The 16150-nt window shown below is 68.5% G+C and carries 19 protein-coding genes; 6 read left to right on the top strand and 13 right to left on the bottom strand.

Features of this window, described 5'->3' with window-relative positions:
* The first annotated feature begins 98 nt into the window (after positions 1 to 98).
* Positions 99 to 800: a DUF899 family protein gene (locus ACMGER_RS06315; protein ID WP_436811241.1), complete on the top strand. Its 702-nt coding sequence runs from the start codon at positions 99 to 101 to the stop codon at positions 798 to 800.
* Positions 801 to 837: 37 nt separating this feature from the next.
* On the opposite strand, the gene rpoN is transcribed toward ACMGER_RS06315, so the two are convergent.
* The 7 genes from rpoN to ACMGER_RS06280 all read right to left on the bottom strand — a co-directional run bounded on the left by rpoN (position 838) and on the right by ACMGER_RS06280 (position 6376).
* Positions 838 to 2337, bottom strand: coding sequence for an RNA polymerase factor sigma-54 (gene rpoN / locus ACMGER_RS06310; RefSeq protein ID WP_436811240.1), 1500 nt, complete (start codon positions 2335 to 2337; stop codon positions 838 to 840).
* A 31-nt stretch (positions 2338 to 2368) separates the two neighbouring features.
* On the bottom strand, positions 2369 to 3148 hold the full coding sequence (gene lptB / locus ACMGER_RS06305) for an LPS export ABC transporter ATP-binding protein (RefSeq protein WP_436811239.1): 780 nt from the start codon (positions 3146 to 3148) through the stop codon (positions 2369 to 2371).
* 120 nt (positions 3149 to 3268) lie between these two features.
* Positions 3269 to 3814, bottom strand: a complete 546-nt coding sequence (locus tag ACMGER_RS06300; protein WP_436811238.1) for an LptA/OstA family protein — start codon at positions 3812 to 3814, stop codon at positions 3269 to 3271.
* The gene (gene lptC / locus ACMGER_RS06295; protein WP_436811237.1) at positions 3811 to 4449 is read right to left on the bottom strand and encodes an LPS export ABC transporter periplasmic protein LptC; all 639 of its coding nucleotides are present in this window, start codon (positions 4447 to 4449) and stop codon (positions 3811 to 3813) included. Before lptC ends, ACMGER_RS06300 begins: the two co-directional genes overlap by 4 nt.
* A gap of 17 nt (positions 4450 to 4466) precedes the next feature.
* The gene (locus ACMGER_RS06290; protein WP_436811236.1) at positions 4467 to 5087 is read right to left on the bottom strand and encodes a ribonuclease D; all 621 of its coding nucleotides are present in this window, start codon (positions 5085 to 5087) and stop codon (positions 4467 to 4469) included.
* Positions 5088 to 5096: 9 nt separating this feature from the next.
* The gene (locus ACMGER_RS06285) at positions 5097 to 5591 is read right to left on the bottom strand and encodes a CYTH domain-containing protein (RefSeq protein ID WP_436811235.1); all 495 of its coding nucleotides are present in this window, start codon (positions 5589 to 5591) and stop codon (positions 5097 to 5099) included.
* The gene (locus ACMGER_RS06280) at positions 5588 to 6376 is read right to left on the bottom strand and encodes a TerC family protein (RefSeq protein ID WP_436811234.1); all 789 of its coding nucleotides are present in this window, start codon (positions 6374 to 6376) and stop codon (positions 5588 to 5590) included. Before ACMGER_RS06280 ends, ACMGER_RS06285 begins: the two co-directional genes overlap by 4 nt.
* A gap of 208 nt (positions 6377 to 6584) precedes the next feature.
* Between ACMGER_RS06280 and ACMGER_RS06275 the strand changes: the two genes are divergently transcribed.
* Positions 6585 to 7349, top strand: coding sequence for a cold-shock protein (locus ACMGER_RS06275; protein ID WP_436811233.1), 765 nt, complete (start codon positions 6585 to 6587; stop codon positions 7347 to 7349).
* Positions 7350 to 7420: 71 nt separating this feature from the next.
* Positions 7421 to 8236 carry a glutaminyl-peptide cyclotransferase gene (locus tag ACMGER_RS06270; RefSeq protein WP_436811232.1) on the top strand — a complete coding sequence of 272 codons (816 nt, stop codon included), beginning with the start codon at positions 7421 to 7423 and terminating at the stop codon, positions 8234 to 8236.
* 790 nt (positions 8237 to 9026) lie between these two features.
* Here ACMGER_RS06270 and ACMGER_RS06265 read toward each other — a convergent pair.
* Positions 9027 to 10601 (bottom strand): cisplatin damage response ATP-dependent DNA ligase, encoded by a 1575-nt coding sequence (locus ACMGER_RS06265; protein WP_436811231.1) that lies wholly within the window; start codon positions 10599 to 10601, stop codon positions 9027 to 9029.
* A gap of 182 nt (positions 10602 to 10783) precedes the next feature.
* Here ACMGER_RS06265 and ACMGER_RS06260 point away from each other — a divergent pair, with 182 nt between their 5' ends.
* Complete coding sequence (locus ACMGER_RS06260; RefSeq protein ID WP_436811230.1) at positions 10784 to 11611, top strand: metallophosphoesterase; 828 nt, start codon at positions 10784 to 10786, stop codon at positions 11609 to 11611.
* 143 nt (positions 11612 to 11754) lie between these two features.
* On the opposite strand, the gene ACMGER_RS06255 is transcribed toward ACMGER_RS06260, so the two are convergent.
* The 3 genes from ACMGER_RS06255 to ACMGER_RS06245 form a co-directional block, all read right to left on the bottom strand.
* On the bottom strand, positions 11755 to 11940 hold the full coding sequence (locus ACMGER_RS06255; RefSeq protein WP_436811229.1) for a DUF1328 domain-containing protein: 186 nt from the start codon (positions 11938 to 11940) through the stop codon (positions 11755 to 11757).
* A 67-nt stretch (positions 11941 to 12007) separates the two neighbouring features.
* A complete protein-coding gene (locus ACMGER_RS06250) occupies positions 12008 to 12502 on the bottom strand; it encodes a Dps family protein (protein WP_436811228.1) in 495 nt (164 codons plus the stop codon).
* Positions 12503 to 12603: 101 nt separating this feature from the next.
* Positions 12604 to 13161 carry a TMEM165/GDT1 family protein gene (locus ACMGER_RS06245; RefSeq protein WP_436811227.1) on the bottom strand — a complete coding sequence of 186 codons (558 nt, stop codon included), beginning with the start codon at positions 13159 to 13161 and terminating at the stop codon, positions 12604 to 12606.
* A gap of 202 nt (positions 13162 to 13363) precedes the next feature.
* Between ACMGER_RS06245 and rpmG the strand changes: the two genes are divergently transcribed.
* Complete coding sequence (rpmG, locus tag ACMGER_RS06240) at positions 13364 to 13531, top strand: 50S ribosomal protein L33 (RefSeq protein ID WP_233784906.1); 168 nt, start codon at positions 13364 to 13366, stop codon at positions 13529 to 13531.
* 85 nt (positions 13532 to 13616) lie between these two features.
* Here the strand turns inward: rpmG and dapD are convergent, their stop codons facing one another.
* A complete protein-coding gene (gene dapD, locus ACMGER_RS06235) occupies positions 13617 to 14423 on the bottom strand; it encodes a 2,3,4,5-tetrahydropyridine-2,6-dicarboxylate N-succinyltransferase (protein ID WP_436811226.1) in 807 nt (268 codons plus the stop codon).
* The gene (locus ACMGER_RS06230; protein ID WP_436811225.1) at positions 14420 to 15088 is read right to left on the bottom strand and encodes a pyrimidine 5'-nucleotidase; all 669 of its coding nucleotides are present in this window, start codon (positions 15086 to 15088) and stop codon (positions 14420 to 14422) included. Before ACMGER_RS06230 ends, dapD begins: the two co-directional genes overlap by 4 nt.
* A 58-nt stretch (positions 15089 to 15146) precedes the next feature.
* On the opposite strand from ACMGER_RS06230, the gene ACMGER_RS06225 reads away from it, so the two are divergent.
* A complete protein-coding gene (locus ACMGER_RS06225) occupies positions 15147 to 16133 on the top strand; it encodes an LLM class flavin-dependent oxidoreductase (RefSeq protein WP_436811224.1) in 987 nt (328 codons plus the stop codon).
* The last annotated feature ends 17 nt before the right edge of the window (positions 16134 to 16150 follow it).

The following is a 16150-nucleotide window of genomic DNA, read 5'->3' as shown; positions in this document are numbered from 1 at the left end:
CGAATGAAGCGCGACTCGCTTCACTTTGGCCGGATACGCCCCGCATCTGCAGGTGGGTCGTCCCGGGAAGCATGACCGCCCCAACGAGGAGAGGATCGATGACCGATTCGGAGGGACTGGCTCCGGCGCCAGCGCTGGCCGAGCAGAATCATGTGCCTTACCCCGGCGAGAGCGATGCCTATCGTCAGGCGAGGATCGCGCTGCTCGCGGAGGAAATCGAGCTGCGCCGGCACATCGAGCGGGTGGCGGCGCAGCGCCGGGCGCTGCCGCCGGCGCCGCTGGTGACGAAGGACTATGCGTTCGACGGAAAGGACGGACCCGCCACCCTCACCGATCTGTTCGAGGACAAGGACACGCTCGTCACCTATTGCTGGATGTTCGGGCCGGAGCGCGCGCGGCCATGCCCGATGTGCACCGCCTTCCTCGGCCCGCTCGCCGCCAACGCCGCGGACATCCGCCAGAACGTTGCGCTGGCGGTGATCGCGCGCTCGCCGGCAGGGCGCATGTATGCCTTCGCCGAGGAGCGCGGCTGGCGTGACCTGCCGCTCTATTCGGACCCGACGGAGGCGTTCGGCCGCGACCACCATGCCTGGCACGACGACAGCGACTGGCCGTCATATGACGTGTTCACGAAGGACGCGGACGGGACGATCCGCCACTTCTGGAGCGACGAGCTCGGCGGGACGCAGGACCCGGGGCAGGACCCGCGCGGGAGCCCGGAGATGAACCCGCTGTGGAACGTGCTGGACACGACGCCCAACGGCCGCAAACCGGATTGGTATGCGCAGCTGGAGTATTGAAGTGAAAGCCCTGCAGTCATGCGGGGAACGGATTGGGCTAGCCCACGCCCTCCAGCGCCTTCTGCCGGCGGCGCTGGACCGAGCTGCCGATCCCCATCGCCTCGCGGTACTTGGCGACGGTGCGGCGGGCGATGTCGAAGCCCTTGTCCCTGAGCATGTCGACCAAAGTGTCGTCGGACAGGATCGCCTTGGGGTCCTCCGCGGCGATCAGCGCCCTGATCGCCGACTTGACCGCCTCGGCCGACACCGCCTCGCCGCCGTCCGCGGACTGGATCGCCGAGGTGAAGAAATATTTGAGCTCGAACAGCCCCCGCGCGCAGGACAGGTATTTGTTCGAGGTGACCCGGCTCACGGTCGATTCGTGCATCTCGATCGCGTCGGCGACCTGGCGGAGCGTGAGCGGGCGCAGGTGCGCGACGCCGTGGCGGAAGAAGCCGTCCTGCTGCTTCACGATCTCGGTCGCCACCTTGATGATCGTGCGCTGGCGCTGGTCGAGCGCCTTGACCAGCCAGTTGGCGCTGGCGAGGCAGTCGGAGAGCCAGCTCTTCGATGCCTTGTCGTCATGCGCGCCGGCGAGCTCGGCATAATAGCTCCGGTTGACGAGCACCCGCGGCAGCGTCGCCGAGTTGATCTCCACCGCCCAGCCGCCGCCGCGCGCCGCGACGAAGAGGTCGGGCACCACCGCCGGCACCGCCTCGCCGCCGTAGCGGCAGCCGGGCTTGGGATCGTAGCCCCTGAGCTCGCGGATCATGTCGGCCATGTCCTCGTCGTCGACGCCGCAGATGCGCTTGAGGCGCGCGATCTCGCCGCGCGCGAGCAGGTCGAGGTTGTCGATCAGCGCTGCCATGCAGGGATCGTAGCGGTCGGCCTCCTTCGCCTGGAGCGCGAGGCATTCGGCAAGACTGCGCGCGCCGACGCCGGTGGGATCGAAGGTCTGGATCACCGCCAGCACCGCTTCGGTCCGCGCGAGCGGCACATTGAGGCGGTTGGCGATGTCGAGCAGCGAAACGGTGAGATAGCCGGCCTCGTCGATCTGATCGATGAGGTGGGTAGCGACGAACAGATCGCCGGCGTCGAGCGCCGCGCCGGCCTGGCCGAGCAGGTGATCGTGCAGGTTCGCCTCGGGATTGCCGAAGCTGTCGAAGTCAGGCCCGTCCTCGGATATCGCGCCACCGGCGGCGCCGCCCATGCCCAGCCCGCCGTCGAGCCCGCCGATCGAATCGGTCGGCGAATCGTGATGGAAGGTCTCGGCCGCGAAATCGACGTCGAGGCTCTCGCCGGTGGCGGCGCCGCCGTCGGTCACCAGCTCGTCGGCAGTGGCCGGTTCGGTGCGCTCGACCGCCGCCTCGGCGGGCTCCGGCGCGTCGCCGGGCTCGCCCCCCCCGGCTTCGAGCAGCGGGTTCTTCTCGATCTCCTCGGCGATGAAGCCCTCGATCTCCAGGTTGGACAGCGCGAGCAGGCGGATCGCCTGCTGGAGCTGCGGCGTCATCACCAGCGATTGGGACTGACGAAGGTCGAGGCGGGGCGCGAGGGACATGGATCAGCCTGGCACGGGCACGATCATCGCCTCAAAGCTCGAATCCCTCGCCGAGGTAGAGCCGTCGCACATTGGCGTCCGCCACCAGCTCCTCGGGCGAGCCGGTGAAGAGCACCCGGCCGTCGTAGATGATGTAGGCGCGGTCGACGATGTCGAGCGTCTCGCGGACATTGTGATCGGTGATCAGCACGCCGATGCCGCGGTTCTTGAGCTCCTTCACCAGATCGCGGATGTCGGAGATCGAAATGGGATCGATGCCGGCAAAGGGCTCGTCGAGCAGCATGATCGTAGGATCGGCGGCGAGCGCGCGGGCGATCTCGGCGCGGCGGCGCTCGCCGCCCGACAGCGCCATTGCCGGTGCGTCGCGGAGGCGCGTCAGGCCGAACTCGTCGAGCAGCCGGTCGAGCCGCTGCCGGCGCATCGCCTTGTCCGGCTCGGACAGCTCGAGCACCGCGAGGATGTTCTTCTCGACCGACAGGCCGCGGAAGATCGAGGTCTCCTGCGGCAGGTAGCCGAGACCCAGGATCGCGCGGCGGTACATCGGCAGGCCGGTGATGTCGTCGCCGTCGAGCGTGATACGGCCCGAATCGGGCTTCACCAGCCCCATCACCGAATAGAAGCAGGTGGTCTTGCCCGCGCCGTTGGGGCCGAGCAGCCCGATGACCTCGCCGTGGCCGACCGTCAGCGACACGTCCGACAGCACCACGCGCTTGTCGTACGCCTTGGCGATCGAGATCACCGACAGGCCGTTGCGGGTCTCCTCGGGCGGGAGCACGTCTCCCTTGCGGTCCAGAGTGGCGACGTCATTCATGGCTGGCCCTGCTCGTACGACCCGGTTGGCGAACCCTACCGACAAGCGGTTGGCAGGATTCATGCATGGCTCTTTTGCCGCACTGCGGCGCCAAGGGAAAGCGGAATCGCGGCGAAGCGGTTACTGGTTACGTTTCGGCACAGTGAAGCGGCCGGTGACGCGTCCGCCCGAACGGGTGACGGTGCCGTCCGGCGCCTTGACCTGTCCCGCGACGCCGGTGCCGTCGATCACGGCGCGTCCGGTGTCGAGATTGATCACCAACCGGCCGCCGTTGAGCGTATTGCCCCCCTGCGTCAGCGTGACGCCGCCGAGCATGGTGATCTGGCGCCTGGTGAGGTCATAGACCGCATATTGCGAACGCGCGCGCTGGTCGGGCCGGGTGATGGTGACCCCGCCCGAGGCGTCGATCCGCGAGGCCTGGGGCGAGCCGTCGGTAATCTGCCCGGTATAGGCGACGGTCATGCGCGCCGCATTGAGCGTCATCTCGGCCTGGCGCACGGTGACGCCGCCCGACAGGATCGCGCGGTTGGCCTTGTCCTGCAGCTCCATATAGCCGGCGTCGAAATCGATCGGCGCCGTCGAATCATGGCGGCCCTGCGCGGCGGCCGGGCCGGCGAGCGCAATCAGCGGCAGGGCGAGGAGAAGGGGACGCGTCACGGCGCTCATTTCGCGCGCTTCGGCACGATCCGCAAGCGCGCATTGCCCTTGAGGGCGACGGTGCGCGCTTCGAGGTCGGCCGTCAGCCGGTCGCCGCTGAAGGTGCCGAGCGGGGTCGTGCCGCTGACGGCGCCGCCGCTCTCCAGCGTGCGGTTCCTGAGGTCGACCGTGGCGTCGCGGGTGCCGAGCACATAGCCGCCGGCGGCGGTGAAGCGGATCGGCCCGTCGATCGCGACCTGCTGATTGCCCATGTCGTAGCGCCCGCGATCGGCGACGATCTGGGCGGGACCGTCCTGCAGCTCGATCGAGGCGGCCAGATCGTAGAGCTGCACGATCGGCTCGGCCGCGCTCTTCTGCACTGCCTCGCCGGCCGTGATCTGGAACTGGCGCCCTTTCGTATCCTGCCCGCGGTAGCGCGCGGTCTGGAGCTTGAGCCGCTCCTTGGCGACCTCGACCTTGTTCTTGTCGAGCACGAAGCTGACGTCGCCGCCGGTGAACAGCGGCGCCATCACCAGGAAGGCGGTGAGGATGCCGATCCCGATCGGCAGCACCACCTGCAGCACCGCGATCAGCCGGTCGTGCCGGCTCCCAGGCGCCGCCCAGCGCTGGTTCTGCGAACGGGTGCTGCGGGCGATGTCGGACACGAGGGGACGCCGCCTCCCTAGATATGGGCGAAGATGTCGACTTCCGGCCAGCCGGCCAGGTCGAGCTCGGCGCGGTGCGGCAGGAAATCGAAGCAGGCCTGGGCGAGCGCGGTGCGGCCCTCGCGGGCGAGACGGGTGTCGAGCTCGGCCCGCATCGCGTGGAGATAGCGCACGTCGGACGCGGCATAGTCGCGCTGCGCGTCCGACAGCTCCGGGCCGCCCCAGTCGGACGACTGCTGCGCCTTGGAGATTTCCTGCCCGAGCAGCTCGCGCACCAGATCCTTGAGGCCGTGGCGGTCGGTGTAGGTGCGCACGAGGCGCGAGGCGGTCTTGGTGCAATAGACCGGCGCGGCGACGACCCCGAGATAATATTTGATCGCGGCGAGGTCGAAGCGGGCGAAATGATAGAGCTTGAGCCGCTCAGGGTCGGCGAGCACCGCCTTGAGGTTGGGCGCGGCATAGCTGCTGCCGGGCTTGAAGCGCACGAGATGCTCGTCGCCGTTGCCGTCGGAAAGCTGCACGACGCACAGCCGGTCGCGCTGGGTGACGAGGCCCATCGTCTCGGTGTCGACGGCGATGGAGGCGCCCGGCGCGAACACGCCGGCGGGAAGGTCTTCCTCGTGAAAATGAACGGTCATCGCCGCGCCCTAGCGTCGTCGCGACGAACGCTCAATGGCCCCCGCCGGATCGCGTGCCAGCGCGGCACCGGTGAAAGCCGGATCACGGGTCACCTCGCGTCGCGCCCAGCCGGGGATCGGCGCGTCCGGAGCATTGTCGATCTCGGCAAGCCAGAGGCCGGTGAGCGGTCCACCGAACCGGTCGATCGCGAAACACCATCCGTCGATGCTGGCGCGATGGCGATCCTTGACGAGCCGCGCCGCCGGCAGCGTCGAGAAGACGGCGAACTCCTCGGCCGTGAGATAGGCGGTGACGATCGGGTCCGGATCGCCGCCATATTTCTTGGTGAGCTTGTAGACGGGACTGCCTCCCTGCGGCGTCATGCACCGCAGACGGAGACGGGTGTTGTCGATGTAGCGGTCTTCGATCGCCGTCGGCGGCGCGAGCGGCGGCAGGGCTTCCGAATCGATCAGGAAGCGCCGCTCGCGTTCGATGCGCGCATATTTGGGCAGATCGCCATTCACTTCGCAGCCTTCTTCGCCTCGCGGCGCCGGCGGGCGACGATATTGAGCATCTCGACCCCAGCGGAGAAGGCCATGGCGGTGTAGATGTAGCCCTTGGGGACATGCACGCCGAAGCCGTCGGCGATCAGTACCGCGCCGATCATCAGCAGGAAACCCAATGCCAGCATCACCACCGTCGGGTTGCGGTGGATGAAGTTGGCGAGCGGGTCGGCGGCGAACAGCATCACGCCGACCGCCACCACCACCGCGACGATCATGATCGGCACATGATCGGTCATGCCGACCGCGGTCAGGATCGAATCGATCGAGAAGACGAGGTCGAGCGCCAGGATCTGCGCGATCGCCGAGCCGAAGCTCACCACCACCTTGCCGGTCTTGTCGAGCGTCTCGCCCGTCTCTTCATGCGCGACGTTGTGGTGGATCTCCTTGGTCGCCTTCCACACCAGGAACAGGCCGCCCGCGATCAGGATGAGGTCGCGCCACGAGAAGGCGGTCTCGAACGTCGGCTCGCCATGCGGTCCGGGCGCGCCCGCAAGGCCCAGGTCGAACACCGGCGTCACCAGCCCCGCGATCCAGGAGATGCCGAGCAGCAGCGCGATTCGCATGACGAGCGCGAGGCCGATACCGATTCGGCGTGCGCGCTGCTGCTCGTGCGCCGGCAGCTTGTTCGAGAGGATCGAGATGAAGATGAGGTTGTCGATGCCGAGCACAACCTCCATCACGATCAGGGTGACGAGCGCCGCCCAGGCGGCCGGATCGGTGAGGAGCGCGAGGATGTCCGTCATGGCCCTTCGTGTGCCGAAGCTGCCACAGGATGGCAAGGATCGCGCCCCATCCTGCCATGATTGCGACAAAATCATTCGCAGCGAGTTGCTATTTACGCTATGAGTGATTCCGAGGCGTGCTTTTTCTGCGCCCGAGGACCTGCGTCTTTTCGTCCGGCGCGATGGTTTTGAACAGAAGTTCGGACGAAGCGGGAAGACGAACAGGGTCATGAGTTTTGATCGAGGGCGCCGCGGGGATCGCGGCGGGCGCGGCAAGGACAAGCGCGACGGCTTCGGCGACGAAAGTTACGGCGGCTACAGCGATCGCGGCGGTTTCGGTGATCGCAGCTTTGGCGGCGGCGATCGCTTCGGTGGCGGCGGCTATGGCGGCGGTGGCGGCGGCGGTTTCCGTGGCGGTGGCGGCGGTTTCGGCGGCGGCGGCGGTGGCTTCCGTGGCGGCGGCGGTGGCGGTGGCGGGATGCCGCCGCAGGTCGTCGGCGAGGCGACAGGCGTCGTCAAATTCTTCAATGGGCAGAAGGGCTTCGGCTTCATCGTCCGCGATGATGGCGGCGAGGATGTGTTCGTTCACATCTCCGCGGTCGAGCAGGCCGGCCTGACCGGCCTGGCCGAGGGCCAGCCGCTCGGCTTCACGCTGGTCGACCGCGGCGGCCGCATCTCGGCGACCGACCTCAAGATCGAGGGCGAGCCGCTGCCGGTGCAGGATCGCGGCCCGCGCGCCGCTGCCGGTGCCGGTGCCGGGCCGCAGCGCCAGCTGACCGGTGAGAAGGCGTCGGGAACGGTCAAGTTCTTCAACGCGATGAAGGGCTTCGGCTTCATCCAGCGCGATGACGGTCAGCCGGACGCGTTCGTTCACATCAGCGCGGTCGAGCGCGCGGGCCTGCCGACGCTCAACGAGGGCGACAGGCTCGAGTTCGAGCTCGAGGTCGACCGTCGCGGCAAACATGCCGCGGTGAACCTGCAGCCGATGCAGTAAGCGCCGGTTCAGGCGACGAAGCTACGGGCGGTGCCGGCAAGCGGCGCCGCCCGTTTTCGTTGGAGGGAAGCATGATCGGCACGATTGCGCGATGGATCCTGCTGCTCGGCCTTGCCCCCTGGCCCGCCGCCGCCATGCCGCAGGATGCCGCGCCGCCTCCCGCCCCGTCCGCCGTGCCGGTGGCGACGCTGGAGGTGGTGGCGCGCTATCCGCACGATTCGACCGCCTTCACCCAGGGGCTGCTGTGGCACGACGGCGCGCTCTACGAGAGCACCGGCGAGGATCGTTCCGAGGTGCGGCGGGTGTCGCTCGCCGACGGACGCGTGCTGGCGCATACGCCGATCCCGGCCGGCCAGTTCGGCGAAGGGATGGCGCTGTGGAAATCGACGCTGATCAGCCTCACTTGGAAGAACGGCATCGCTCATCGCTGGTGGCTCGATTCGCTGAAGCCGGCGGGCAGCGACTTCCGCTATCCCGGCGAAGGCTGGGGACTGACCGCCGCACCCGAGGGCCTGCTCCTCTCCGACGGCACGCCGACCTTGCGCGTGCTCGATCCCGAGCGCTTCACCGAACGTCGGCGAATCGCGGTGACGCTCGCCGGCAAGCCGCTTCCCCGGCTCAACGAGCTGGAGATGGTCGGCGGCAAGCTGCTCGCCAACGTCTGGATGAGCGGCTTCATCGTCGAGATCGACCCCGCGACCGGCCATGTCACCCGCGTGATCGACGCGCGGCCGCTGGTCGACGAAGTGGGCGCCAAGAATGTCGACGCGGTGCTGAACGGCATCGCCTGGGACGCGGAACGCCAGCGGCTGTTCGTCACCGGCAAGCTGTGGCCGACCTTGTTCGAGGTGCGGATCGTCGATTCGGCCGGCGCGGCGGCGCGCTGAAGTCGGCGCTGGTTGCGCGCCTCAGGGCAGGCGCCGGAAACCCGCGGAAATCCGTCGAAGGTCACGAAAGTCATAGGTAGATCGGCCCCCGTCCGGATGAGCCCTTCCGGTGCCGACGTCTCCGAAAATGTTGACCAAATTGACTCAGGTCATGTGTTTGCGAGCCGATACGCTGGGAACGGCAGGGACGCGGCGGCGACGCGCCAGGGACGCTACAGCGACGCGACACAGGCGCGACAGTGACGCGGCAGCCACGCGGCACGGATGCGCCACCGCCGCGGCACGAGCGCGACAGCGACGCGGCATGAGCGAGATCAACAGGATCAAAGAGCGGACCGGCGCTCGCGCGGCTCGGACCGGGCGAGCCAAGCAGGCGAAATCCTACATTGCAAGGGAGGCGGCGGGCTGGCGGCTATCCGGCGGCGGAAGGGGTCCGGTCATTGGGGAATTCGTCCTACCATTTTCGTCACCCCGGCCTTGTGCCGGGGTCCACCGGGCCTCACGGGCTGTGCTTGAGCCTCTCGTCCAGTCCTGTCTCCTGGTGGACCCCGGCACAAAGCCGGGGTGACGGTTGGAAATGGGCTAGGGAAGGCTCAGAGCTTCAAATGTCGACCGGCGCTAAGCCGTCAGGATCAGCGCTGCGCCGGCGAGGATGCCGAGCACGCCCGCGGCGCGGCCCGGAGTGTCGATCCGCCCTGGAGTTCGTCCTGCGAAGGTAGGGGCTCAGGCCACAAGCAACATGCCTGTGATCCAGCGCTCCTGCCTTCGCAGGAGCACGATTCGGCAGGCTCTACGTCACCATCCGTTTCAGCGCTTCCAGCGTGTCCGCCTCCGCCGCGGGCTTGTCGTCGCGGATGCGGTGGATGCGGGGGAAACGCATCGCCACGCCCGACTTGTGGCGTTTCGAGAGGTGGATCGAATCGAACGCCACTTCGAGCACCAACGTCTTCTCGACCTCGCGCACCGGGCCGAAGCGGCCCACCGTGTGGTTGCGGACGAACCGGTCGAGCCACTTGAGCTCCTCGTCGGTGATGCCCGAATAGGCCTTGCCGACCGGCAGCAGCTCGCCGCCCTCGCTCCAGCAGCCGAACGTATAGTCCGAATAGAAGGACGAGCGGCGGCCGTTGCCGCGCTGGGCGTACATCATCACGCAGTCGGCGGTGAGCGGATCGCGTTTCCACTTGTACCAGAGCCCGGTGCGGCGGCCGGCGACATAGGGCGATGTGCGGCGCTTCAGCATCACTCCCTCGATCGCCGAATCGCGCGCGCCGGCGCGGATCTCGGCGAGATGCGTGAAGTCGGTCGCATCGATCAGCGGACTGACGTCGAAGCTCATGGGATCGAGCCGGCCCGCGAACGCTTCCAGCCGTCCGCGCCGTTCCGACCAGGGCAGCGCGCGCAGGTCCTCGGGGCCGTCGAACAGGATGTCGTAAAGCCGGACGAAGGCGGGATAGTCGGCCAGCGTCCTCGCCGACACCGCCTTGCGCCCGAGCCGCTGTTGGAGCGCGTTGAAGCTGGCTGCCTCCCCGCCCTGAAACTCCCCCTTCACCAGCAGCTCGCCGTCGAGCACGCCGGGCGTGCGGAAGGCCGCGGCGACCTCGGGAAAGCTGTGGGTGATGTCGTCGCCCGCGCGGCTGTAGAGCCGGGTCTCGCCGGCGACATGGACGAGCTGGGTGCGGATGCCGTCCCATTTCCACTCGGCGGCATAATCGGCGAGGTCGAGCTCGAGCTGCTCCAGCGGATGCGCGAGCATGAACGGGCGGAAGACCGGAACGTTCGCCGCAGTCGGCTGCTCCGCCCGCCCCTCGACCCAGTCGAACAGCGCGGTGTAGGGCGGCGCGAGGCCGTGCCAGACCTCCTCGACCGCATCGACATCGACCCCGAAAGCGTCGGCGAGCGCGGTCTTGGCGAGCCGCGCGGAGACGCCGACGCGCAGCGCGCCGGTGGCGAGCTTGAGCAGCGCGAACCGCTCGTCGGCCTTGAGCCGGTCGAGCATCGCACCCAGCACCGCCGGCGTGTCGGAGCGCGACAGCAATGCGAGGCGCTCGATGACGTCCGCCAGGCGGAGCGGCTCCCCGATCGCCGACGCCTCCGGCTCAGGCCAGATCAGCGCGATGGTCTCGGCCGAATCGCCGACGAAGTCGCGGCTCATGCGGAACAGCACCGGATCGACGCGCTCGTCGACCATCGCGCGGATGATCGCCGGCTTGACCGCCGGCAGGTCGAGCTCGCCGGTCAGCGCCGCCATCGCCCAGCCGCGGTCGGGATCGGGCGTCGCGCGGAGATAGTCGCCGATCAGCTTGAGCTTGGCGTTGCGCGAGCGCGTGTAGATCAGGCGGTCGAGCAGGTCGGCGAAGGCGCGCATGACGCAGCAACATGGGCTCCCGCGAAGAGTTCCGCGAGGGTCTGTCCTGTTCAGATTGAAGCAGCGTCGGTGCTCCTGCGAAGGCAGGAGCTTTGGCAGCAAGCGATACGCCCATGATCCAGGGCTCCTGCCTTCGCAGAAGCACAATTCCATTTTATCTCGACAGCCTCTAGGCAGCGGCGATGCTGCGCGGTCTGCTGAAGCTGGGAGCGCTCGGACTGCTGGTCACGGCCGGGCTGTGCCTGTGGGGCTGGCTCGACGCCCGCGCCGATCCGGTCGTGCGCCGCGCGACGATCGAGCTGCCGCGCTGGCCGGAGGACTCCGCGCCGGTGAAAGTGGCGCTGCTCAGCGACATCCACATCGGCAGCTCGGTGACCGACGAGCGCCGGCTGCGGCGGATCGTCGCCCAACTGAACGCGCTCCGGCCCGACCTGGTCCTGCTGGCCGGCGATTTCGTCGCGGGTCACGATCCCGAGGAGGGGCGCAGCTATGCGGCGCGTCTGACCGGTCCGCTATCGGGATTGCGGGCACGGCTGGGCGTGGTCGCGGTGCTGGGCAATCACGATCATTGGACCGATCCCGTCGCGGTGCGGAGCGCGCTCGAGCAGGCGAAGGTGACCGTGGTGGAGAATGGCGCGGTCGCGCGCGGGCCGCTCACGATCATCGGGATCGGCGATGCGCATACCGGCCACGATTCGCTGCCCACCGCGCTCGCCGCCTTTCACCGGGTGAAGGGGGCGCCGCTCATGTTGACGCATTCGCCCGACGTGGCGGCGGACCTGCCGCCGGGGGGCGGGGTGCTGCTGGCGGGGCATACGCATTGCGGGCAGATCGTCCTTCCGTGGTGGGGGCCGATCAGCGTGCCGTCGCGCTATGGGAATCGCTATCTGTGCGGGGTGGTCCGCGAAGGGCGGAGCACGATCGTCGTCACCGGCGGCGTCGGGACCAGCGTGGTCCCGCTCCGCTTCGGTGCGCCGCCCGACCTGTGGCTGCTGACGATCGGCGGCTAGGCCGACCCGATCGATATGGAATCGTCATTCCCGCGAAGGCGGGAATCCATTGTCGCTGAAGTCGGTGAGACTCACTACGACCAGCCAGAATGGATTCCCGCCTTCGCGGGAATGACGACGGTTCGACTTCGCTCGGACCGCCCCTAATCGATCGCGTTCTTGACGCCGCGGCCGGCCATCAGGCCCATCACCAGCAGCACCACGAATATCGCGATCGCGATGAAGAACAGGATCTTGGCGATGCCGACGAACGCGCCGCCGATCCCGCCGAAGCCGAGCGCGCCGAGCACCAGGCCCGCCACCAGGAAGATGATCGCCCAACGAAGCATGGCTCACTCTCCTTTGTGAATAGTGTCCAGCTAAGCGTCCGGGGGCGGCCGAATGTTCCGGCGCGAATCAGGCTTTCCGGCTCGCCTCGAACAGGAACCAGGCACGCTCCTCGGCTTCGTCGGTCCAGTCGTCGACGATGCCGCTGGTGGCGTTGTCCTTGGCGGCCTCGGCCGCTTCCTTCACCGCGCGGAAGCTCTCGACGAGCTTGAGATTGTCGTCGCGCAGCTCGGCCAGCATGTCGGCCGGGGCGACGAAATCCTTGTCATTGTCCTTCACCGTCTGCCGCCGCGCGATGTCGCCGATCGAGCGCAGCGTGGTGTTACCGGTCTTGCGCACGCGCTCGGCGATCGCGTCGGTCACCGCAAGGATCTGCGTCGCCTGGTCGTCGAGCAGCAGGTGGTAGTCGCGGAAATGCGGGCCCGAGACGTGCCAGTGGAAGTTCTTGGTCTTGAGATAGAGCGCGTAGCAATCGGCGAGCGCGCCGTTGAGCGCGTCGGCCACGCTCTTGGTGTCGTTGCGGTTGAGGTCGGTCGGGGTCGCGAGCGGGGCGGGATTGGCCATGTCTGTCTCCGTCTGGATTCGGTTTCGCACAGGGAACGATCCCTTAGAGGATTGGCTCCCGGATGCCGAGACGAAAGGCTTCGATGACCGAGATCGAGAGGTTAGATCAACCGCAATCCGCCAAGTCCGACGACGATCCCGGCAAGGAGCAGGACCGTACCGCCCGCGATCGACAGCGGCCGGAGCGGCAGCGCCCGCCAACCCTCGGTGCCGAGGCTGATCGCCGCCCAACCGAGCGCCGCCGCGGCCAATGTCATCCCGACCCCGGCCAGCTCCGGCTGCGGCCCACGCGCGGCGAGGGCGAAGGCGATCAGCGTCGCCCGGTCGCTGGCGGCGGCACTCGCCAGACCCGCGAGCGTCGTGACGGGTCCGCGGATGCAATCCCGCTCGCGGGTCGACGGGGCGCGGAGCATCGCGCCGGCGCCGGCGAAAATGAGCGCCAATGCGAGCAGCAGCGCCTTGGCGTTGGGCGTGAGCAGCGGCGCCACCAGCCATCCGCCCGCCACCGCGACGGCCGCGGCGAGGGCATGGGCGAGCACGACGGCCGCCAGGCCGAGGCTCGGCCGGTATTTGCGGCCGATGCGCGCCGCCAGCCAGGCCGGCCGGTCGCCGATGCCGGCCAACAGCGCCGCGACCAGGGCGGGAAGGAGTGTGTCCATCGTCGCGGTGAATCAGGCGGTCAGGCGCCATTCCTTTTGGGGGAGGGTCCCCGCATCACTCTGCCGCGATCATGGTTAAGGCGACGTAAAGCGCCTCGCGGCTTGACAAGCGCGCCGTCATCCGCCATGCGCCCGCGTCTGTCGCGGCGGCTCTCAAGCGGGGCGCGCCGCTTTCTTTTTCCGCTGTTCGAGAGTTTGGGCCATGGCCAAGCCGACCACCGTCAAGATCAAGCTCGTGAGCTCTGCCGACACCGGCTTCTTCTACGTGACCAAGAAGAACCCGCGCACGCAGACCGAGAAGCTGAGCTTCCGCAAGTACGACCCGATCGCGCGCAAGCACGTCGAGTTCAAGGAAGCCAAGATCAAGTAATTCTCCGGCGGGGCCGATCGGCCCTCGCCTGTCATCGCCGGGCGCGCTGCAGCAGGGCTGCTGCGCGCCTGTGGCGATTCGAGCCTCAGTCCCTCAGCAGCTCGTTGATGCCCGTCTTCGACCGCGTCTGGGCGTCCACCGTCTTGACGATCACCGCGCAGTAGAGGCCGGGCTTGCCGGCCTCGCCCGGCAGCGTGCCGGGGACGACCACCGCATAAGGCGGCACCGCGCCGCGGTGGACCTCGCCGGTGGCGCGGTCGACGATCTTGGTCGAGGCGCCGAGATAGACGCCCATCGACAGCACCGCGCCCTCGCCGACGCGGACGCCCTCCGCCACCTCCGAGCGCGCGCCGATGAAGGCGCCGTCGCCGATGATCACCGGATCGGCCTGCAGCGGCTCGAGCACGCCGCCGATGCCGGCGCCGCCGGAGATATGGACGTTGCGGCCGATCTGCGCGCAGCTGCCGACCGTCGCCCAGGTGTCGACCATCGTCCCCTCGCCGACATGGGCGCCGATGTTGACGAAGCTCGGCATCAGCACCGCGCCCTTGCCGATGAAGGCGCCGTGGCGGACCACCGAGCCCGGCACCGCGCGGAAGCCGGCGGCGCGGAAGGCATCCTCGCCCCAGCCGGCGAACTTCGACGGCACCTTGTCGTACCAGCCGCCGGGCATCACGACATTGTCGTTGAGGCGGAACGACAGGAGCACCGCTTTCTTGAGCCATTGGTTGACTCGCCAGCCGCCGTCCACCGGCTCCGCTACGCGCGCCTCGCCGCGGTCGAGCAGGTTGAGCGCCTCCGCCACCGCCTCGCGCACCGCGCCCTCGGTGCCCGTATTGAGGTCCGCGCGATTCTCCCAGGCGGCGTCGATGGTGGTTGCGAGGTCGGTCACTTAGGCTCTCCCAGGATGTCGTGCAGCCAACCGGTGAGGTCGGCGGTGGTATAGTCGATGAAGCTGCGGTCGGCGTCGGCGGTCTGCTCGCTGCCGTTGTCGACCCAGACGGTGGTCATGCCGATCGCCTTGGCGGGCTTGAGGTTGCGCGCCATGTCCTCGACGAACAGGCATTCGGCCGGCTCCAGCTCATAGGCGGCGCACAGCCCCTCGTAGGACACCGGATCGGGCTTGGGGCGGAGCGCCATCGCATGGATGTCGTGCACCGCCTCGAAGCTGGCGCCGAGGCCGAGGCGGTCCAGCACCTTCGAGGCATAGGGCAGGTCGCCGTTGGTGAAGACCAGCTTGCGCCCCGGCAGCTTGGCGATCGCAGCGGCGAGCGGGGCGTTCTCCTCGAGCACGTCCATCTCGATGTCGTGGACATAGGCGAGGAATTCGTAGGGATCGGTGCCGTGCTCGGCCATCAGCCCGGCGAGCGTGGTGCCATGCGCGTGGAACCAGCCCTTCTGCAGCTTGCGCGCCTCCTCCCATGGGAGGCCGGTCAGCCGCTCGATATAGTCGGTCATGCGGTGATCGATCTTGGCGAACAGGTTCGCGCTCGGCGGATAGAGCGTGTTGTCCAGATCGAAGATCCAGGCGCGGATATGGTCGAGCTCGGGCGGCACGAGGGCGCGCCTACCGGTCCTGCTTGCATGGGGCAAGCGGCTCCCCATCTGGCGGACCATGATCCCCTATTCGCTCCTCGACCTCGTCCCGATCGTGCAGGGCGGGGACGCCCGCACCGCGCTCGCCAACGCCGCCGATCTCGCCGCCCATGCCGAGGCGCTCGGCTATACGCGCTACTGGGTGGCGGAGCATCACGGGATGCCGGGGATCGCCAGCGCGGCGACCGCGGTGGTGATCGCGCATGTCGGCGCCGCCACGTCGACGATCCGGATCGGCGCGGGCGGGATCATGCTGCCCAACCACGCGCCGCTGGTGATCGCCGAGCAGTTCGGCACGCTGGACGCGCTGTTTCCCCGACGGATCGATCTCGGGCTCGGCCGGGCGCCGGGATCGGACCAGCGGGTGGCGCGGGCGCTGAGGCGCACGCTGGAGTCGAGCCCCGATGCCTTTCCGCAGGACGTGCTGGAGCTGCAGAGCTACTTCGCGGATGACGGGCAAACCGGCATCCGGGCGACGCCAGGGGCGGGGGCGGACGTGAGGTTGTGGATCCTCGGCTCCTCGACTTTCGGCGCGCAGCTCGCGGCGATGCTGGGGCTGCCCTATGCCTTCGCCTCGCATTTCGCGCCGGATGCGCTCGACATGGCGATCGCGATCTACCGCCGCGACTTCCGCCCCTCGGCCGTCTGCGAGAAGCCGCACCTGATGCTGGGCTTCAACGTCTTCGCCGCCGACAGCGACGAGGAGGCGGAACTGATCGCGAGCTCCGCGCAGCAGGCGTTCGTCGCGATCCGCACCGGCCAGGCGATCCAGCTGCCGCCGCCGGTGCCCGGCTTCCGCGCGACGCTGGGGGCGCAGGGGAACGCCATCCTCGATCATGTGCTGCAATGCTCGGCGACCGGCGGGCCGGACAGCGTCAAGCGCCAGATCGCCGCGTTCGTCGAGCGGACCAAGCCGGACGAGCTGATGGTGACCGGGATGATCCACGACCACGCCGTGCGGAGGCGCAGCTTCGAGATCGCGGCGGAGGTGATGAGGTCGCTTTAAGCTCCTCCCCGGAACGG

It is taken from the genome of Sphingomonas astragali (assembly GCF_051400615.1).
GTDB lineage: Bacteria > Pseudomonadota > Alphaproteobacteria > Sphingomonadales > Sphingomonadaceae > Sphingomonas.
Note: the sequence above shows the minus strand (reverse complement) of the source record. Positions and strands in the feature narration are given on the sequence as shown.

Coding starts and splice junctions, on each gene's coding strand:
- ACMGER_RS06265 (WP_436811231.1), bottom strand. CDS start 10,601: ATGCGCGCCTTCGCCGACCTGCTCGACCGCCTGATCTACACGCGCTCG.
- ACMGER_RS06270 (WP_436811232.1), top strand. CDS start 7,421: ATGATCGGCACGATTGCGCGATGGATCCTGCTGCTCGGCCTTGCCCCC.
- rpmG (WP_233784906.1), top strand. CDS start 13,364: ATGGCCAAGCCGACCACCGTCAAGATCAAGCTCGTGAGCTCTGCCGAC.
- ACMGER_RS06225 (WP_436811224.1), top strand. CDS start 15,147: ATGATCCCCTATTCGCTCCTCGACCTCGTCCCGATCGTGCAGGGCGGG.
- ACMGER_RS06255 (WP_436811229.1), bottom strand. CDS start 11,940: ATGCTTCGTTGGGCGATCATCTTCCTGGTGGCGGGCCTGGTGCTCGGC.
- ACMGER_RS06315 (WP_436811241.1), top strand. CDS start 99: ATGACCGATTCGGAGGGACTGGCTCCGGCGCCAGCGCTGGCCGAGCAG.
- ACMGER_RS06250 (WP_436811228.1), bottom strand. CDS start 12,502: ATGGCCAATCCCGCCCCGCTCGCGACCCCGACCGACCTCAACCGCAAC.
- rpoN (WP_436811240.1), bottom strand. CDS start 2,337: ATGTCCCTCGCGCCCCGCCTCGACCTTCGTCAGTCCCAATCGCTGGTG.
- ACMGER_RS06300 (WP_436811238.1), bottom strand. CDS start 3,814: ATGAGCGCCGTGACGCGTCCCCTTCTCCTCGCCCTGCCGCTGATTGCG.
- ACMGER_RS06290 (WP_436811236.1), bottom strand. CDS start 5,087: ATGACCGTTCATTTTCACGAGGAAGACCTTCCCGCCGGCGTGTTCGCG.
- ACMGER_RS06260 (WP_436811230.1), top strand. CDS start 10,784: ATGCTGCGCGGTCTGCTGAAGCTGGGAGCGCTCGGACTGCTGGTCACG.
- ACMGER_RS06245 (WP_436811227.1), bottom strand. CDS start 13,161: ATGGACACACTCCTTCCCGCCCTGGTCGCGGCGCTGTTGGCCGGCATC.
- ACMGER_RS06280 (WP_436811234.1), bottom strand. CDS start 6,376: ATGACGGACATCCTCGCGCTCCTCACCGATCCGGCCGCCTGGGCGGCG.
- ACMGER_RS06275 (WP_436811233.1), top strand. CDS start 6,585: ATGAGTTTTGATCGAGGGCGCCGCGGGGATCGCGGCGGGCGCGGCAAG.
- lptB (WP_436811239.1), bottom strand. CDS start 3,148: ATGAATGACGTCGCCACTCTGGACCGCAAGGGAGACGTGCTCCCGCCC.